This window comes from Pseudoalteromonas sp. P1-16-1b (assembly GCF_001401785.1).
Classification (GTDB): domain Bacteria; phylum Pseudomonadota; class Gammaproteobacteria; order Enterobacterales; family Alteromonadaceae; genus Pseudoalteromonas; species Pseudoalteromonas undina.
On the sequence record NZ_LKGQ01000010.1, the window covers coordinates 59,450 to 74,434 of the forward strand.

General features: G+C 40.6%; 17 protein-coding genes. 3 read left to right on the forward strand and 14 right to left on the reverse strand.

The features are described from left to right. Positions 1 to 110: 110 nt before the first annotated feature. The gene (locus AN392_RS09105; RefSeq protein ID WP_055012518.1) at positions 111 to 827 is read left to right on the forward strand and encodes an SIMPL domain-containing protein; all 717 of its coding nucleotides are present in this window, start codon (positions 111 to 113) and stop codon (positions 825 to 827) included. Here the strand turns inward: AN392_RS09105 and AN392_RS09110 are convergent. From AN392_RS09110 to AN392_RS09145, 8 genes are all read right to left on the reverse strand, one after another. Then, positions 819 to 1,478 carry a hypothetical protein gene (locus AN392_RS09110; protein ID WP_055012519.1) on the reverse strand — a complete coding sequence of 220 codons (660 nt, stop codon included), beginning with the start codon at positions 1,476 to 1,478 and terminating at the stop codon, positions 819 to 821. The two genes, AN392_RS09105 and AN392_RS09110, sit on opposite strands and share 9 nt — an antisense overlap. 370 nt (positions 1,479 to 1,848) lie before the next feature. After that, a complete protein-coding gene (locus tag AN392_RS09115; RefSeq protein WP_055012520.1) occupies positions 1,849 to 3,681 on the reverse strand; it encodes a DUF885 family protein in 1,833 nt (610 codons plus the stop codon). 84 nt (positions 3,682 to 3,765) lie between these two features. Further along, complete coding sequence (gene hemW / locus AN392_RS09120) at positions 3,766 to 4,902, reverse strand: radical SAM family heme chaperone HemW (RefSeq protein ID WP_055012521.1); 1,137 nt, start codon at positions 4,900 to 4,902, stop codon at positions 3,766 to 3,768. Continuing rightward, positions 4,899 to 5,498, reverse strand: a complete 600-nt coding sequence (locus tag AN392_RS09125; protein ID WP_055012522.1) for an XTP/dITP diphosphatase — start codon at positions 5,496 to 5,498, stop codon at positions 4,899 to 4,901. The genes hemW and AN392_RS09125 overlap by 4 nt, the downstream gene beginning before the upstream one ends. Before the next feature lie 2 nt (positions 5,499 to 5,500). Next, complete coding sequence (locus AN392_RS09130; RefSeq protein WP_055012523.1) at positions 5,501 to 5,944, reverse strand: DUF4426 domain-containing protein; 444 nt, start codon at positions 5,942 to 5,944, stop codon at positions 5,501 to 5,503. 58 nt (positions 5,945 to 6,002) lie between these two features. Beyond that, the gene (locus AN392_RS09135; RefSeq protein ID WP_008113334.1) at positions 6,003 to 6,536 is read right to left on the reverse strand and encodes a YggT family protein; all 534 of its coding nucleotides are present in this window, start codon (positions 6,534 to 6,536) and stop codon (positions 6,003 to 6,005) included. Between the two features lie 26 nt (positions 6,537 to 6,562). Further along, positions 6,563 to 7,384: a pyrroline-5-carboxylate reductase gene (gene proC / locus AN392_RS09140; protein WP_010391593.1), complete on the reverse strand. Its 822-nt coding sequence runs from the start codon at positions 7,382 to 7,384 to the stop codon at positions 6,563 to 6,565. A gap of 17 nt (positions 7,385 to 7,401) precedes the next feature. Then, positions 7,402 to 8,115 (reverse strand): YggS family pyridoxal phosphate-dependent enzyme, encoded by a 714-nt coding sequence (locus tag AN392_RS09145; protein ID WP_055012524.1) that lies wholly within the window; start codon positions 8,113 to 8,115, stop codon positions 7,402 to 7,404. A gap of 2 nt (positions 8,116 to 8,117) precedes the next feature. Here AN392_RS09145 and AN392_RS09150 point away from each other — a divergent pair, with 2 nt between their 5' ends. Beyond that, positions 8,118 to 9,158 carry a type IV pilus twitching motility protein PilT gene (locus tag AN392_RS09150; protein WP_010391590.1) on the forward strand — a complete coding sequence of 347 codons (1,041 nt, stop codon included), beginning with the start codon at positions 8,118 to 8,120 and terminating at the stop codon, positions 9,156 to 9,158. A 9-nt stretch (positions 9,159 to 9,167) separates the two neighbouring features. Further along, positions 9,168 to 10,304: a PilT/PilU family type 4a pilus ATPase gene (locus tag AN392_RS09155; RefSeq protein ID WP_054201910.1), complete on the forward strand. Its 1,137-nt coding sequence runs from the start codon at positions 9,168 to 9,170 to the stop codon at positions 10,302 to 10,304. 204 nt (positions 10,305 to 10,508) lie between these two features. Here the strand turns inward: AN392_RS09155 and ruvX are convergent, their stop codons facing one another. The 6 genes from ruvX to AN392_RS09185 form a co-directional block, all read right to left on the reverse strand. Further along, complete coding sequence (gene ruvX / locus AN392_RS09160) at positions 10,509 to 10,958, reverse strand: Holliday junction resolvase RuvX (protein WP_010391588.1); 450 nt, start codon at positions 10,956 to 10,958, stop codon at positions 10,509 to 10,511. 17 nt (positions 10,959 to 10,975) lie between these two features. Beyond that, complete coding sequence (locus AN392_RS09165; protein WP_010391585.1) at positions 10,976 to 11,533, reverse strand: YqgE/AlgH family protein; 558 nt, start codon at positions 11,531 to 11,533, stop codon at positions 10,976 to 10,978. Positions 11,534 to 11,661: 128 nt separating this feature from the next. Further along, positions 11,662 to 12,612: a glutathione synthase gene (gene gshB, locus AN392_RS09170; protein WP_010391584.1), complete on the reverse strand. Its 951-nt coding sequence runs from the start codon at positions 12,610 to 12,612 to the stop codon at positions 11,662 to 11,664. Between the two features lie 66 nt (positions 12,613 to 12,678). After that, the gene (gene rsmE / locus AN392_RS09175; protein ID WP_055012525.1) at positions 12,679 to 13,413 is read right to left on the reverse strand and encodes a 16S rRNA (uracil(1498)-N(3))-methyltransferase; all 735 of its coding nucleotides are present in this window, start codon (positions 13,411 to 13,413) and stop codon (positions 12,679 to 12,681) included. Positions 13,414 to 13,483: 70 nt separating this feature from the next. Continuing rightward, positions 13,484 to 13,957: a hypothetical protein gene (locus AN392_RS09180; protein WP_010391582.1), complete on the reverse strand. Its 474-nt coding sequence runs from the start codon at positions 13,955 to 13,957 to the stop codon at positions 13,484 to 13,486. Positions 13,958 to 14,034: 77 nt separating this feature from the next. Continuing rightward, positions 14,035 to 14,928: a hypothetical protein gene (locus AN392_RS09185; RefSeq protein ID WP_010391581.1), complete on the reverse strand. Its 894-nt coding sequence runs from the start codon at positions 14,926 to 14,928 to the stop codon at positions 14,035 to 14,037. Between the last annotated feature and the right edge of the window lie 57 nt (positions 14,929 to 14,985).

A 14,985-nucleotide genomic window follows, 5' to 3' on the forward strand; every position in this document is an offset into this window, starting at 1 on the left:
TTTCCTTGGCTGATTAAGTTTTGCGTTCTGTACTGTCTCAATGTAACCTGTTTATTGTGTTTTTTCGAGCGTGAACATGCTTATTATTGATATTGGTCAAGGAGAGTGAAGTGAATAAAATATCGAATGTAACCGTTGTTATGGCAGCAGTTTGTTTAAGCATCGGCTTAATTGCATTGGGCTTTATCATCAAAGAAGCCGCACTTGATATCAAAGGCATGGAGCGCACTGTTCAGGTAAAAGGTTTAGCAGAGCGTGAAGTGGTCGCTGATACTGTTATTTGGCCGCTGCAGTTTAATGACGCCGATAACAACCTTGAAAAGCTTGTTGAGCGAGTTGAGCAAAAAAACGATGCCGTAATTGCCTTTTTAAAGCTACATGGCTTTGACGATGAGGAAATATCTACAGGCACTCAATCTATTATTGATAAGCAAGCGCGTGAATACGCGAACGACAATCAAAAGTTTAGATATGTTATTAGCTCAAATATTATTGTTTACTCTAATGCCCCTGATAAAGTTAAAAACGCACTGAGTAAAGTGAGTCAGTTAGCTAAGCAAAATATAGCCATAGTCCAAGATAACTATCAAACTCGTATTGAATATCTATTTACTGGGCTTAACGATATAAAACCTGCCATGGTGCAAGAGGCCACAGAAAAAGCCCGTGAAGTAGCAAATAAATTCGCGAAAGATTCAAACTCCCTTTTAGGTAAAATTAAAACCGCACGCCAAGGGCAGTTTAGCATTAGCGATCGGGATTCAAACACACCGCAAATTAAAAATGTACGCGTGGTTACCAGCGTAGAATATTACTTATCAGATTAGTGCTGCTACTTGTTCAGTAGAACGCTGTAAATATGTCGCGCTTAACAGCAAAGTTATTTCGCTTGGAGGGTCGTTTTTTAATGCCTCAAGCAATTGTAATTTTGCTCTAGGATTTTGTTTTTGTTCTATTTCCATTAATGCCAGTAAGGCTGAAAACTCATGTTTTACCGGTATGTTGGGCTTATGTGCATAAACGATATAGCTGGCCACAGGAGTGAGCCCGTACTGATTGATTTGCGCCAATGCATGCAGTAACTCTTCATTAGATTCAAATAACATTAACGAGCGAACATAGTTAAAAGGCAATTGACTCGGCGCTGCGTGCTTGAACACATTATGTAACACGTTATTGCCATGGCTATCTGTACTAATAAAGCCTTTATTTAATTTAAGCGCAGGAGTAAAAAAGCTCAGTGCATCTAAACTGGTTAGCTGTTCAATAAACGGCGCTGGTGGCGTATTGCTCGCTAAAATTCGCACGGCAATATTTTGCATAAAATCGTATTTAATACTCATGCGTAACGCGCTTTCAAACAGGTAATTAAGCTGCATCACTTTTTGAGCGTCAGTGAGCTTTTTAAAGTCGTTATCAAGCTCATCAAACTGTTGTTGTTTAATACGCGCATTGAGTAGCTGTATGCTTAGATCCATTCTGTTCTCCTTGAACACCTACTTTATCCTAGCTTAATTTTTTGCTTTATAAAACAAAAGGCCGCAATTGCGACATTTTATATGTTTAAGTAGTTACTAGGGTCTGTTTACCTTTGTGGATTAAAATTTGTTCAAACTAGGGGCGGTTTAATCGCGGCGCGAGGTTTGTAACCTAGTGGGCTAAGTCAAAGCCGAGCAACAAAGAGTAAATCGCCCCTAGGCAGAACCCTCCGGGCAGCGCCTGTTTGGCATTGATGCTGCGTTATCGCCTATTTATGGGGAATAACCACACCACATAGGCTCTGCCTTGCCTTAATACCAAACAGACTGCTGTAAATTTAACCTTAAAAGGTCAACAGACCCTAGATAATTAAGCTTGTTTGCTAGCAACCCACTCATCAACAAAGTTTTCTAGTACGTTTAATGGTACAGGGCCATTCTTAAGCACTACGTCGTGGAACTGACGAATATCAAACTTGTCGCCAAGCTGCTTTTTAGCCGCTTCACGTAGTTCTAAAATTTTCAGCATACCCACTTTGTAAGCCGTTGCTTGTGATGGCATTACAATATGACGCTCAACCATTTTTACACCGTCAGAAGTGGCGTTAGGAGTGTTGTTAACGTAGTAATCAATACCTTCTTGGCGAGTCCACTTCATTGTGTGAATACCGGTATCAACCACTAGACGACAGGCACGCCATAACTCCATAGCTAAACGACCAAAATCTGAATACGGGTCTTCATAAAGGCCCATTTCTTTTGGTAGTAACTCTGAGTATAAACCCCAACCTTCAATGTAGGCTGTGTAACCACCAAACTTACGGAACTTAGGCACGCCTTCCAGCTCTTGTGAAATAGCAATTTGCATGTGATGACCCGGAATACCCTCATGGTAAGCGAGAGCTTCCATTTGGTAAGTTGGCATTGCTTCCATGTCATAGAGGTTGGCGTAGTAAATACCTGGGCGAGAACCATCTGGCGCAGGTTGTTGATAAAACGCTTTACCTGCCGCTTTTTCACGGAAAGCTTCAACACGTTTTACTATCATGTCGGCTTTTGGTTTTACAATAAACAGCTCATCTAAGCGTGTTTTCATGTTATCAATTAAGCCTTTAGCTTCACTTAGGTATTGCGCTTTACCCGCTTCAGTATTAGCAAGGTAAAATTGCTTGTCGGTTTTCATAAACTGCATAAAGGCGTTTAAGTCACCCTCAAAACCAACTTTATCTTTGATGGCACGCATTTCATCATGAATACGTGACACTTCGGCAAGGCCAATGGCATGAATTTCTTTTGCTGTAAGGTCTGTTGTGGTAGTGCGTTTAAGCGCGTTATTGTAAAACGCTTCGCCATCAGGGAATTTCCAAGCACCGTCACGGTCATCAGCACGCTTTTCTAGCTGTGCAATGTAGTTAATTAACTTAGAGTAAGCAGGTTTAACTGCTGTTTTTAATGCATCAGTCGCTTTACTAATAAGTGCATCTTTTTCAGCTTGGTCGATTTCTAATGCATTTACTTTACGTTTAAAGTCAGCTAATAGCGTAGAATCTTCACCTTGTTCAAACGGCGCACCTTTAATGATGTTTTTGCTTGAATCAATCACGTGTGGAAATACAAATTTAGGTGCAATAATGTTTTTATCGGCGCGAATTTCTAAGCCGGTAATCAGTTGATCGAATACACCCGGTACCCCATTTAAACGGGCAATGTAATCGTTGGCTTCTTTTACGTTGCTAATTTGATGCTGGTTAATTAAAAAAGCCGGCACCATAGAATGTGTACCAAACATTTGGTTTACTGGGTAGTTATGGTAACGCCATTTAAAATCAGCAATGCTGGCTTCTAAATCTTGTTTTTTTAAATCATAACTTACTTGAGTAGCTGCATCTAATTGCGCACGGTCAATGCTGTTGAGGGTGACCAAATCGGCTTTAGTTTGTGCCAAGTCTTTAAGCGCTTTTTCTTCGCTGTTGTCATCCCATTTATCGTAATCTTTTTTGATGCCCATATAGGTTTGATAAACTGGGCTGCTCATTACATCACGATTAAAAGTGTCTTCAAAAAAAGCATTCGCTTTATCAATTTCACTTTGTACAGGTTGAGCTTGAACCGCCGGTGCAGGCGTTGATTGTTGTGTTGCTTGTTGGCAACCGGCAAGCAGTGCCACGCTTACCGTGGCAGCAATTAGAGTAAGTTTACGCATTCGTTTCCCTTTTGTTGTTAGAAACCCATTAGGGTATTTTAATTTTTCATGTGTTTACTTTACATGCGTATAACGCCAAAAGCGTTATACAAACAATTCTAGCAGGTCATTTAAAAAGCGATGGCCTCTAAGGCTTACTTGCCAATGGCCGTCTTTTTCTATTAATAAACCTGTGTTAATGGCTTTATTCAAAGCCGCTTGTTGGCTTTGTAATGGCTGATTAGTCAGTGCACTGTAGTCTTCAATCGGGCATGGCTCTATTAAACGAAAGCGATTCATAAAAAATTCAAACGCTAAGTCGTCTTGTTCTACTTGCCAGCTTTTGTACAAGTAGGGCTTAATAATGTCCATGTAGCCCCGTGGGTGTTTAACCTTTTCAGTGCGTGTTATCACCCCTGTTTTCGCATCAGTAACCTTACCATGGGCGCCACAGCCAATACCAAGATAATCGCCAAACCGCCAATAATTCAAGTTATGTTGGCATTGAAAGCCCGGTTTTGCATATCCTGATATTTCGTATTGCTGATAGCCTGCTTGTGCTAATAATGCTTGGCCTTGTTCTTGAATATCCCATAAGGTTTCATCTTGTGGCAACGTGGGCGGTTTTGAAGCAAATTGCGTATTAGGCTCAATGGTGAGCTGATACCAAGAAATATGTGGAGGGTTGAGGGCAATGATTTGTTTTAAATCACTTAGTGCGTCATCGAGGGATTGCCCTGGTAAGCCATGCATTAAATCAAGGTTAAAGCTATTCAACCCTGCTTCACTAGCTTGTTGTGCTGCATAACAGGCCTCATCGGCACCATGAATTCGGCCTAAGGCTTTTAACTTATCATTTTGCATGCTTTGCACGCCAATAGAGATACGGTTAATCCCTGCTTTTACATAATCTTTAAAACGGCCAGTTTCGACTGTGCCCGGGTTTGCTTCAAGAGTTATTTCACAGTTATCGCTTAAACCAATTAGGTTATCTATTTCATTGAGTAAACGGGTATATGCCGCGCCGGTTAATAGGCTTGGCGTGCCGCCGCCAATAAAAATACTGTGAATTTTTCGCCCTTGTACTAAGTGTAAATCAGCTTTTAAATCGTCAATTAAGTGCTGTACATATTCAGCTTCAGGGATGTCACCTTTTTGCCCGTGGCTATTAAAGTCGCAGTAAGGACATTTTTGCACGCACCAAGGCACGTGCACATATAAACTCAGTGGAGGAAGGTTCACAGGCCGCCTTTGTGTTGTAACTCTTGTAGTAATTTATTAAGTGCTTGCCCACGGTGACTTAGTGCATTCTTCTGCTCTTTTGTAAGCTCTGCACTGGTACAATTTTCTGATGGTACAAAAAAGATAGGATCGTAACCAAAGCCACCTTTACCGTGTTGGCTAAGGGTAATTTCGCCCTCCCAGCTAGCACTGCAAATAAGTGGAGTAGGGTCGTCGGCATGACGCATTAGTACCAACACACACCAAAAGCGAGCGCTGCGATTAGGGTTGTTGCCTAAATCAGCCAGTAATTTATCGATATTATCTTGATCGCTTGCTCTATTTCCTGCAAAACGAGCAGAGTAAACACCGGGTGCGCCATTCAGGCCATCAACTTCTAAGCCTGAATCATCTGCAATAGCAGGCAGTCCGGTAATTTTAGCCGCATGACGCGCTTTAATTATCGCGTTTTCTACAAACGTGGTGCCTGTTTCGTCTACGTCACTGACATTAAAGTCGCTTTGCGGTACAACATTAATATTAAGTGAGCTGAGCATGTTAGCCAGCTCATTCACTTTTCCGGGGTTGCCGGTTGCAAGAACTAAGGTGTTGGTCATATTTAATCTACGTAAAATTTTTGCTTAAACTTTAATGTTTGAAACTGATTACCTTGTTGGATTTCAATTTCAAAACGTAAAATCTCTTCGTTGGTGTAATCTACTTGTGCTAGGTAATAAATTGAATCGCCTTCAACGACTTCTTTAAAGTTAAGGGTTTGCTTGTTACCTAATAAGTTTTTAGCGATACCTTGTAATGTCGCTTTTTGAGCGGCTTTATCTGCATTATTTTTTAATATTGAAATATTAACAATACCTTTATAGCCACTACGCTCAAGGTCATAGGCTTTAGCTATTTGCGGTTGAATAAACGTTGATGGAAAGGCTATGTAATGAACTTGCCAAGGGCCTAGTTCTTTGTATTGGGCGCCTTGTTCTTGAGCGCTGTGTGCATTAAATGCTAAAGCGAGACAAGCAATAAAACAAAACTTTATTAAACGTTGCATGGTTAACTCCTGAGTATGTAAAAAAGAGGCGCTAGGCCTCTTTTATATTACGTTGTGCTTAAGCTAAAAGGTCCATTAGCAGCATTTGTAAAAACTGAATGCCGATGATCAGTACCAATACCGATAAGTCTAAGCCTCCTAGTGGCGGTAAGATTTTACGGATTGGCTTTAACATTGGCTCAGTAAGCTGATGGAATACCGCTTCAATTGGGTTATAGCCTTGGCTTACCCAGCTTAAAATAGCGCGGATGATTAACACCCAAAAGACTAAATTTAAACCTTCTTTTAAAACAGTTATTAGCGCCTGTATAAGCACAGGTTGAATAGCCCAAGAGCTATAAATAAGCCACATTAATGTACTTATTTTTGCCGCAGCCACTATAAATGCCAGCAACAAAGAGGCTAAATCAAGCCCGCCTAGCCCTGGAATGATTTTTCGCAGCGGGTTAACTGCAAACGAAGTGGCTTTGACCACAAATTGGCTCATCGGGTTGTAAAAGTCGGCTTTTGCCCACTGTAGCCAAAAACGCAGTAGTACCACCATTAAAAACAGATCAAACAAGGTGCTAATTAAAAATTGCATGGCATTCATAGTATAACCTTCAATAAAAAATGGTTTTAAAGTTCTTGTTCCATTTGCACTGCACGCGCAATACACGCATCCATTGCATCACCCACAGTTTGGGTTAAACCTTGCGCTTTTAAATGCTCAACAGCTGCATGCGTGGTACCGCCTTTTGAGGTTACATTGGCGCGCAGTTGCGAAATGCTAATATCTGGTTGGCTAAGTGCCATTTCAGCTGCGCCTAGCGCTGTTTGCTGTACTAAGCGACGCGCGTCTTCATCATTAAAGCCAAGTGCTTTCGCTTTTTCTTCAATCGCTTCCATAAATAAGAAAAAGTAAGCTGGCGATGAGCCTGTCACAGCAATGACATCGTTAATTTGCGATTCTTGCTCTACCCACACAACTATACCTGTACATTCAAAAACTTGTTGTACAAATTCATGTTCGCTTTGCGTTTCGCCAGCGCCATACAAGCCCGATACACCACGACCAAGTAACGACGGTGTATTTGGCATACAACGCACCATTTTCACATCTTGGCCAAGCATTTCACGTAAGCGTTTAACGGTTAAGCCTGCAGCGACTGAGATAAATAATTTATCACTAAAGTCGATGCCTGAATCTTGAAATGATTGGCACAAGTCGCCCATCATTTGTGGTTTAACAGACAGAACAATGACATCTGCATCGCGCATAGCTTCGTTATTGTCACTGGTGGTTTGCACCTTAAAGTCGGATGCTACCTTGGCTAGTTTTTCTTGGTTGCGGTTAGTTGCAATAATATTATTTGCGTTAAAGCCGTTTTTTACCATGCCACCAATGATGGCGTAGCTCATATTACCTGTGCCTATAAATGCGATTTTTTTATCTGACATATGTCTGTTATCACCTTTTAAGTTCGTGTTCCAAAAATATCTGTGCCGATCCTCACCATGGTTGAACCTGCCGCTATGGCAGACTCTACATCGTTACTCATCCCCATCGACAACGTATCTATATGAGGATATTGGGTCTGTAGTTTATCAAAGCAAGTTTGTAATTGCTCAAAATATTGAATTTGCGTGTTAGCATTGTCACTTTTTGCAGGAATAGCCATTAGTCCGCGTAATTTTAACTGTGAACACTGACTTATAAATTGTGCTAGTTGGTCTATTTCCTCTACGGCACAGCCGGATTTCGCGTCTTCTGCGCTAATATTAACTTGTATCAGTATATTAAGAGCGGGCATTTCCTGTGGGCGCTGAGCGTTTAAGCGTTTTGCTATTTTGAGCCTATCAACACTTTGTACCCAGTCAAAATTAGCAGCCACCAAAGCGCTTTTATTTGACTGTATAGGGCCAATGAAATGCCAAACAATATCGCTAAATGTTGCTAGTTGCGCTATTTTATCTACAGCTTCTTGAACATAAGATTCACCAAATTGGCGTTGCCCTTGTTCATATGCTGCCATAATATCAGAGACGGGTTTGGTTTTAGATACTGCAAGTAACGTAATGTCGTTACTATTGCGCTGTGCATTTTGCGCTGCCTCTGCAATTCTAGCGTAGGCGGATGTGAGTCGTTCTGCTATTGTAACCATATATTTATCAGTTAGTTGTGGAGTCATAAATGGATATCACCGAATTATTGGCATTTAGTGTGCAACATAAAGCATCAGATTTGCACTTATCATCAGGGGTGTCACCTATGATACGTGTTGATGGTGATGTGCGACGAATTAATATACCAGCACTTGGAGATAAAGAAGTCAGCAGTCTGGTTTATGACATTATGAACGATAACCAGCGTAAGGACTATGAACAAAATCTCGAAGTGGATTTTTCTTTTGAAGTCCCTAATTTAGCACGTTTTCGTGTAAATGCCTTTAACTCTAATCGTGGTCCTGCTGCCGTGTTTCGTACTATCCCGAGTGATGTATTGACACTTGAAGATTTGGGCGCGCCGGAAATATTCAAACAAATTTCAGATAACCCACGAGGCTTAGTTTTAGTTACCGGCCCCACAGGCTCAGGTAAATCGACTACACTCGCAGCCATGGTGGACTATATAAATCAAAATAAACATCACCATGTACTGACCATTGAAGATCCTATCGAATTTGTGCACGATAATAAACTCAGCTTAATTAACCAGCGTGAAGTTCACCGCGATACACATAGTTTTTCTAATGCGCTGCGAAGTGCATTGCGTGAAGACCCTGATGTTATTTTGGTAGGTGAGTTACGAGATCTAGAAACTATTCGCCTTGCTATGACTGCTGCTGAAACTGGTCACTTAGTATTTGGCACTTTGCATACCACGTCGGCACCTAAAACTATTGACCGTATTATTGATGTATTCCCTGGTGAAGAAAAAGACATGATCCGCTCTATGCTTTCTGAATCACTTCGTGCGGTTATCTCACAAACACTGATCAAGAAGGTCGGTGGAGGGCGAGTGGCTGCACACGAAATCATGTTGGCAACGCCTGCTATTCGTAACTTAATTCGTGAAGATAAAATTGCTCAAATGTACTCATCGATTCAAACCGGTGCGTCGCAGGGCATGCAAACCATGGATCAATGTTTAACAAACCTTGTTAACAGAGGCATTATCACTCACTCAGCGGCGTATACAAAAGCACAAGATAAGACGCAGTTTAGCGCTTAAGGAATTATTATGACTTTATCTCTAAATCACTTTTTACAAATAATGATCGACAAAAAAGGCTCTGATCTATTTGTATCAAGCCAGCTGCCTATTAGCGCTAAAATTAATGGCGAGCTGATACCTCTTAATGATGACAAACTAACCGATGAGCAAGCGCTGGAATTAGTTGAATCAGCGATGAGTGAAAAGCAAAAAGCAGAGTTTCATAGCACCAAAGAGTGTAACTTTGCAATTGCAACCAGCGAAGGGCGCTTTCGTATTTCGGCTTTTTGGCAACGTGACAGAGCGGGGATGGTTATTCGCCGGATTGTGACCCAAATACCTGATGTAAAAGAGCTGGGATTGCCCTCAGTACTTACTGATGTGATTATGTCAAAGCGCGGACTTGTATTATTTGTAGGTGGTACGGGAACCGGTAAATCAACATCACTGGCAGCACTGGTTGGTTATAGAAATCGCCATCAGCGCGGGCATATTCTAACCATAGAAGATCCAATTGAATTTGTGCATGAGCACCAAAAAAGTATTATTACCCAACGTGAAGTGGGCTTAGATACAGAAAGCTTTGAGTCAGCACTAAAAAGCTCTTTACGCCAAGCGCCAGATGTTATTTTGATTGGTGAAATTCGATCGCAAGAAACTATGGAGTATGCGTTAAGCTTTGCAGAAACAGGTCATTTATGTGTTGCCACCTTACATGCTAACAATGCTAACCAAGCTATTGATCGTATTATGCACTTAGTGCCAAAAGAGAAGCACGATAAGCTTAAATATGATTTAGCATTAAACTTACGCGCTATTATTGCCCAGCAGCTTATCCCTACCTCTGATGGTGAGGGACGTGCTGCTGCTATAGAGGTATTATTGAATACGCCAATGGTGAGTGAGCTGATTAAAAACGGTAACATTGGTGGTATTAAAGAAACTATGGCCAAATCAACTGAAATGGGCATGCAGACCTTTGACCAAGCGCTGTTTGAGCTTTACAGACAGCAACGGATTAACTATGCCGATGCACTTCATCATGCAGACTCGCCAAATGATTTACGTTTAATGATAAAACTACGTAATAACGAGCAGCAGGGGGCAGGCTTTTTGCAAGGTGTAACCATTGATGGCCTTGATGATAAAGGTAATATTACCTAAGGACAATTAACTCGTTGCTGCCTACATGGATGTAAGCCAGTAGAATAACGTAGGAGCAATTATCGAACCCACTAGGTTACAAACCTCGCGCCGCGATTAAATTGCCCCTAGTTTGAACGAGTTTTAATCCGTAAAGACTAACAGACCCTAGTCAAAATCCACACGTAAAAAAAACGCCTTAGGCGCTTTTTTTGTTAAATCAATTTATTCGCCATAACTGGCTTCAAAAAAGCTCTCTAGAATAATCACCGCAGACATATTATCTACGTTGCCTTTACCTAAGTTTTTATAACCACCACGTTCAAACAACCGTGCTTTAGCATCAGCGGTAGTTAAGCGCTCATCTTGAGTATGAACCGCTATACCGTAATGATTATGCAAACGATTGGCGAACTTTTTGGCTTTAAAGGTAACCTCTTGTGAGGTGCCATCCATATTAAGCGGTAAGCCAACCACCATTAAGTCAGGTTGCCACTCTTTTACCTGTACAGCAATGTCATCCCAATTAGGGATGCCATCTTGAGCTTTCACCGCCTTTAGGCTGGTGGCGCTGCCTGTCAATTCTTGACCAATTGCAATACCAATGCTCTTAGTACCAAAATCAAATCCCATTACGGTGCGCTCACCTTGCGCTTTTACAGTTTTTTTAGTCATGTTTGTCTTTTATATTATTAGGCATGTCCAGCTTCGGGGCTTAATTGGCTAACATCAAAACCAAGCATAGAGACTGCCATTTCCCAGCGCTTTTCCACTGGGGTATCAAAAATTATTTTGGGGTCGGCTTTTATAATCAGCCAGCTATTATCAAGTAGCTCTTGTTCTAACTGGCCTTGCTCCCAACCTGAGTAACCTAAGGTAATTATAAATTGCTCGGGTGCTTGAGCGGTAGTTAATGTGGCTAATACATCTTTTGAGGTAGTGATCATAATATCACTGCTCAATTTTTGGCTTGCCGAGTACCCAGGTTTTGGTGAATGTAGCACAAAGCCACGATCCGTTTTTACCGGCCCGCCAGCATACACTGTCACTTGCGCGGCATGTTGCGACTTATCGTTATCAATATCAATTTTGTCGAGTAACTCACCTACGGTGACATCAATCGGCTGATTGATAACAAGTCCCATAGCGCCTTCTTCATTGTGTTCACAAATATAAGTGACCGCACGTTTAAAAAAAGGGTCTTGCATTGATGGCATTGCGATTAAAAAATGATTTTCTAATGACTGCATAATTTTTACCCTTTTAGTTATTGAATCTTGAGTATGGCATAGTCCCATGTTTTAACACTAAAAATTTATTCAACTTTAAGCGGCGACTATAGAAACGCTACTGCTTAAATTTTGTTATGGCTTTAATATTATTTACTAAGCTTTCTCTCTATAGCATCAAATAAAATACCGGTAATAGAAATCTCGTAAGCGGCCTCAATTTCTTTAACACAGGTTGGTGCTGTTACGTTAATTTCAGTTAACTTATCGCCAATGATATCTAAGCCAACAAATATTAAGCCTTTTTCTTTCAATGTAGGGGCAACTGCTTGAGCAATTTTAAGATCTGACTCACTAATTGGGCGTGCTTCACCACGTCCGCCAGCGGCTAAGTTACCGCGCGTTTCGCCGTTTTGTGGGATACGCGCTAAACAATAAGGAATAACTTCACCATCAACAACCAATACGCGCTTGTCACCTTGAGTGATCTCTTCAATGTAATTTTGCGCCATCGCAAAGCGACTGCCATGCTCAGTTAAGGTTTCGCATATTACGCCAATATTGGCATCATCTGCTTTTACTCTAAAAATAGAAGCACCACCCATACCATCCAGTGGTTTTAAAATAATATCTTTGTGCTCGGCTAAAAATTCACGGATTTGCTTTTGGCTGCGCGTAACTAACGTATCAGGTGTATGCTCACTAAACCAAGCGGTAAATAGTTTTTCATTGGCGTCACGCAAGCTCTGTGGCTTATTAATAACTAAAGTACCCGCTTGCTCAGCACGTTCTAAAATATAGGTTGCGTAAATATATTCAGTATCAAAAGGCGGATCTTTACGCATTAAAATAACGTCTAAGTCAGCCAGTGCAATGGTGGTTTTTTCTTCAAGTTGGTACCACTTTTCTGCGTTATCAAAAACCTGTGCTTTGGCTGCAGTAGCGTAGGCATTGCCTTGACGCAGCGATAAATCATCCATTTCCATGTAGTAAATTTCGTAGCCACGGGTTTGCGCTTGCATCATCATTGCAAAACCGGTGTCTTTTTTAATATTAAATCCACTAATAGGATCTGAAATAATACCTAACTTAATTGCCATGCGCTGTGCCTTAGTTTATGTGTTTTTTACAACTGTAATCTTGATATGTGGGTGCTTTTAGTTATTTCAATTAGCTAAATCACCAAATTGTAATTGTAGTGCGCTTAAAACAGTTAACGCCGCTGTTTCTGTGCGAAGAACTCGCGGGCCTAGGCGAATATCTACAAATTCTTGTTGCTTTGTTTGTGCTATTTCATCGTCAGTAAATCCGCCTTCAGGCCCTACTAAAAAGCGCACGCCGTCATCGGGAACGGTAATGGTTTTAATACTGTGTTCGGCGCGAGGATGCAAAGTTAATTTAATGGCAGCTGTTTGCTGTTCAAGCCAGGTTTTTAAATCAACAGGTGAGTGTATTTTTGGCACAAAGTTGCGCCCAGATTGCTCTGCTGCGGCAATGGCTATTTTCTGCCATTGCTGGTGTTTTTTTTCTAAGCGGTCGCCACTTAGTTTTACGCCGCAGCGCTGGCTAAAAATAGGGGTGATTTCAGTGATCCCTAATTCAACAGACTTTTGAATGGTAAAATCCATTTTGTCACCACGGGATACGCACTGGCCTAAATGAATTTTTAATGGTGATTCAACGTCATGAGGATTAAATTCAAGCGGCATAACAACCACGCTCTTTTTACTCACCTCAATAATTTCACTTAGAAACTCTCCGCCTTCACCATTAAAAATAGAAACCTGCTCGCCCACTTTCATGCGCAACACACGGCCTATGTGCCCTGCAGCATCATCGTCAAGGTTTAAAGGAGTATTAAGGGCAATTGGTGATGATTGATAAATATGAGGCACTCGCATGGCAAATCACTTTTTTACATAGAAGTTATATCCCTCTATGGTAAGTAAGCAAAGGCTTGGGTGCAATTATTTATTTTTCATATTCAGGGACTGCAAGCTCTGTTAGTTCTTGTGCGGTTTGGGCTATATCGGTATCACAGGACAAATGATTTGAATGGCACTCTTCATTTATGGGGTTAATGTCATAGCCATGATTGGTTTGACTAATAATATAGCGTTTTTCATGTAATGAATTATAAATAAAGCGCTGTGTATCATCAGCGAGCAAATAATCTGTTTGGTTGAATAATACGCCTTGAACATTGTGGTGTTCGTGAAGGTAGCTGGCCAGTTCTGAAATACTGATTTCGTTCTCAATATCGCAATAGCAATAATCTTTAACGAGTTCATCAAACATCATTTTAACCAGCTTTTGCGTATTCGCACCGGCTATTATGATGTCCTTTTTAGCAGCATCATTAGTATTTATGTAATGTTTTACAAATGCTCGGCTGAACTCGTTATCTATATCGATTAATAGATAACTTCCTGTTTTAATTGCCATATGCCTAAAGTCCCTGTTAATTTACCAAACAATTAAATAGGGACGTTAAGCAACGGCTAAATTTAATGAGTTTGGTACTAAATTGAAAACATACTTATTAATAAATAACCAATAGCACAAAATACAGCAAATTCAATACAGGCAATGCCAATATTATCCTGATGATCGACTTCAAGTGCGGTATCTATATTTGGCATTGAAATAATTTTTATAATATACGTTAAACAGTATAGTAACAGCCACATCACACCGCAATGCATTACCAAAGTAAATAAGTTCTCTACCATTTTACCGTTTTGAAACGCCGCACTCGATAAACCAGCATACGCAGCAAGAGCTAAGCCTATTGATTTACCCGCATAGCGAATACCAATGGAGGTGTTTTCTAAACCAAAGTTACTTTGCAACGAGGCCCCTTGGTTGGCTTTAGCAAAGCGGTTTTCGCGTATTTTACTGTCTAGGGCAAACATGCCTTGTAAAACAAAAAAGCTTACCGAGGCTATTAATAAATTACTAAAGCCTTGAGTGTGTGTCCACGTATATAAACCCAATACTAAAATGCAGTTGGCAATCAGCATGCCTGAATCAACCAACGCTGCACAAACGTTTTGTTTTAATATAGCTGCTTCTTCATTAAAGCGGCGTAAAATCCATTTACGGTGGATTAAATGTCCCATTTTTATAAACGAAAATAACAGCACAATTAATAAAATGACTTTCAGCGGATTTGATTGAGCGGTGCTAATACTAATTTCATCGAACAAAAATGCCATCGTGGCGATCACGACTGATATTTCAGAAGCAAAACTAATTCCCATTGCAAAGTTATCATGTTGCGCTAATTCTTCTTTAAGTGCTTGTTTTGCTTTTATTTGAGTAATAATTCTTAAACTGATGATAATAATACAAATAACCACAAAACTAATAGCAATCGCAACTAAACTAGTGTTAGATAATGACAAGTATGACATGGTGTTCCTAAATAGATTTACCTTGATAGGTTTTTAACCATTCTAGTATGGTTATTG

Coding starts and splice junctions, on each gene's coding strand:
- proC (WP_010391593.1), bottom strand. CDS start 7,384: ATGTCAGATAAAAAAATCGCATTTATAGGCACAGGTAATATGAGCTAC.
- AN392_RS09115 (WP_055012520.1), bottom strand. CDS start 3,681: ATGCGTAAACTTACTCTAATTGCTGCCACGGTAAGCGTGGCACTGCTT.
- rsmE (WP_055012525.1), bottom strand. CDS start 13,413: ATGCGAGTGCCTCATATTTATCAATCATCACCAATTGCCCTTAATACT.
- AN392_RS09150 (WP_010391590.1), top strand. CDS start 8,118: ATGGATATCACCGAATTATTGGCATTTAGTGTGCAACATAAAGCATCA.
- ruvX (WP_010391588.1), bottom strand. CDS start 10,958: ATGACTAAAAAAACTGTAAAAGCGCAAGGTGAGCGCACCGTAATGGGA.
- AN392_RS09125 (WP_055012522.1), bottom strand. CDS start 5,498: ATGACCAACACCTTAGTTCTTGCAACCGGCAACCCCGGAAAAGTGAAT.
- AN392_RS09165 (WP_010391585.1), bottom strand. CDS start 11,533: ATGCAGTCATTAGAAAATCATTTTTTAATCGCAATGCCATCAATGCAA.
- AN392_RS09130 (WP_055012523.1), bottom strand. CDS start 5,944: ATGCAACGTTTAATAAAGTTTTGTTTTATTGCTTGTCTCGCTTTAGCA.
- AN392_RS09180 (WP_010391582.1), bottom strand. CDS start 13,957: ATGGCAATTAAAACAGGAAGTTATCTATTAATCGATATAGATAACGAG.
- AN392_RS09185 (WP_010391581.1), bottom strand. CDS start 14,928: ATGTCATACTTGTCATTATCTAACACTAGTTTAGTTGCGATTGCTATT.
- AN392_RS09155 (WP_054201910.1), top strand. CDS start 9,168: ATGACTTTATCTCTAAATCACTTTTTACAAATAATGATCGACAAAAAA.
- gshB (WP_010391584.1), bottom strand. CDS start 12,612: ATGGCAATTAAGTTAGGTATTATTTCAGATCCTATTAGTGGATTTAAT.
- AN392_RS09135 (WP_008113334.1), bottom strand. CDS start 6,536: ATGAATGCCATGCAATTTTTAATTAGCACCTTGTTTGATCTGTTTTTA.
- AN392_RS09110 (WP_055012519.1), bottom strand. CDS start 1,478: ATGGATCTAAGCATACAGCTACTCAATGCGCGTATTAAACAACAACAG.
- AN392_RS09145 (WP_055012524.1), bottom strand. CDS start 8,115: ATGACTCCACAACTAACTGATAAATATATGGTTACAATAGCAGAACGA.